3 protein-coding genes are annotated in these 1,907 nt (G+C 51.3%); 1 reads left to right on the top strand and 2 read right to left on the bottom strand.

The genetic code is table 11. From position 1 onward, the window contains the following. Positions 1–171 precede the first annotated feature (171 nt). Both ACTF5Z_RS12070 and ACTF5Z_RS12065 read right to left on the bottom strand, forming a co-directional pair. On the bottom strand, positions 172–480 hold the full coding sequence (locus tag ACTF5Z_RS12070) for a type II toxin-antitoxin system PemK/MazF family toxin (RefSeq protein ID WP_423853655.1): 309 nt from the start codon (positions 478–480) through the stop codon (positions 172–174). Next, positions 474–713, bottom strand: a complete 240-nt coding sequence (locus ACTF5Z_RS12065) for an AbrB/MazE/SpoVT family DNA-binding domain-containing protein (protein WP_423849344.1) — start codon at positions 711–713, stop codon at positions 474–476. Before ACTF5Z_RS12065 ends, ACTF5Z_RS12070 begins: the two co-directional genes overlap by 7 nt. A gap of 328 nt (positions 714–1,041) precedes the next feature. Between ACTF5Z_RS12065 and ACTF5Z_RS12060 the strand changes: the two genes are divergently transcribed. Beyond that, a partial coding sequence (locus tag ACTF5Z_RS12060) for a DUF1800 family protein (RefSeq protein ID WP_438985850.1) occupies positions 1,042–1,907 on the top strand: 866 nt, incomplete at its 3' end.

The raw sequence follows: 1,907 nt of genomic DNA, 5'->3' as shown, positions 1-1,907 counted from the left end.
ACTACTGAGACGATAATTTGCCCTCCTTTGCTCAGTATTGAGCCTAGGGTAGGGCGCAGGGGGTGTCATGTTTTTGACGGGTTGTGATGGGTTTTGGGCGGGAATGAGTGTGTGCCTAAGCTGAGGGTTGGGGATGACTCTAAAATTGGGTGCTGGTTTGCTGTGCCTATTTCATGACAACATCTGAATGAGGGTGTCGTGCCACTGCAGCAACGGTAGATGGGTCACTTTGCCTTGCAGTCGCTTCTTGTCGACTGTGCGAATTTGATCGAGTAACACTCGGCCACGTTTGCCCTTGATGATGACCTCCGGTCGGCAACCCAGGCGCTGTCCTTTTGAGGTTATAGGCGCGATGATTACTCTGGGTAGTACCTGGTTCATGTCATCGGGCGAGATGATCAAGCAGGGGCGAGTTTTCCTGATCTCGCTTCCCACAGTCGGATCAAGCTCAACCCAGTACACGTCGCCACGGCTTACCATTCCCAGTCCTCCTGCTCGCTCGTCAACTCACGCAAGTTGGCTAGGGGTTCAGCGTCGTCCTCTGGCTGGTAGCTTTCAAACCACCCCTCGCGGATATTATTCGACGCCTTTAATATGATCGAATCGTTGGATACGCTCATTTCAAGGTCATTGCCGATGCCCAGCGTATCTAGCACCGAGGCGGGGATAATAATGCCGCGCGAGTTTCCGATTTTTCTGAGCTTTAAATGCATAGCTCCACCTTTTAGTAATAACATTGTTTTAACATTCTATCTTTGGTTAAACGCTTGGGTAAAGGCTACATTGCGAGAAAGAAGCAGTAAGCTTTTTGAGCGTCAGTGGTCGAAATTGAAAGATTATGTTTAAAGCCACATCGTTTACGAGTGAGTTCGAGGTGTTGCCGGTGATATAAAGTGTTTCGGTAAGATTGGCTTAGCCTTAGTCAGGATCAACACAACAGCATAGCCCCAAAACAAGCGCCAACCCTGAATTCGATTTCACACTTCTTCCCTGCGGTGTAATACGCTATCCTCGGGAGTGTTTAACGTCCGCGGAGCTCGCGTGTCTAATCTTCGTTATTTATTATTTTTTTGCCTGGTATTGCTGACCGCCTGCGGTGGCGGCGGGGGTGGCGGTACCTCTAATCCTGCGCCCTCGTCGGGTACGACCAATCCACCCGTCACCAACACGCCCGAGCCCGAGCCCACTTTTTTTGAGCTGGCACAAGATTCGGCGGCCATCGATGGTGCGCGGTTTTTAACGCAGGCGTCTTTTGGTGTCACCCAAACGGCCTTACTGGACCTTCGGTCTGACGACTATGACTTCGAGGCCTGGCAGAATAATCAGATGGCTGCGCCGCAGTCGCAAATTTTAGAGGGTTTAGATGAGCGCATGCGTGCGGCGGGCCTAAACCCCTTAGACAAAAGCGACTTGGAGTTGGACTGGTACAAACGTACTTTATTAAGCGATGTACTGTGGGAAACCTTCGTCTATGGCGAGGACCAACTGCGCCAGCGCATGGCCTTTGCGCTGAGCCAAATTTTTGTGATCTCGGATATCTCAGACGCCCTGTTTAACGATACCCGAGGCGTGGCTAATTACCACGATCTGTTGGCCAAAAACGCGCTGGGGAATTATCGCGAGCTACTTAAAGATGTCACTCTTAACCCCATGATGGGCGAGTACTTAAGCATGGTGCGTAACGAAAAAGCCGATTCAGCGCGCAACATTCGCCCCGACGAAAACTACGCCCGCGAAATGATGCAGCTGTTTACCATTGGCTTGGTTATGCTTAACGAAGATGGGACGGTGCAGCTCGATGACCAGGGTCGCAGTATCCCCACCTACGATCAAGACATTATCAAGGCCTTTGCTCGGGTATTTACGGGTTGGATGTACGGCGATGCCCCCCAGTGGTATTGGTGGGA

The organism is Aequoribacter sp. (genome assembly GCF_965659035.1).
GTDB lineage: Bacteria > Pseudomonadota > Gammaproteobacteria > Pseudomonadales > Halieaceae > Aequoribacter.
The sequence above is the reverse complement of the archived record's forward strand: the minus strand, read 5'-3'. Positions and strand labels throughout refer to the sequence as shown.

Bases quoted from the DNA above. Each gene is read 5' to 3' on its own strand.
- ACTF5Z_RS12070 (WP_423853655.1), bottom strand. From the start codon at position 480: ATGGTAAGCCGTGGCGACGTGTACTGGGTTGAGCTTGATCCGACTGTG.
- ACTF5Z_RS12065 (WP_423849344.1), bottom strand. From the start codon at position 713: ATGCATTTAAAGCTCAGAAAAATCGGAAACTCGCGCGGCATTATTATC.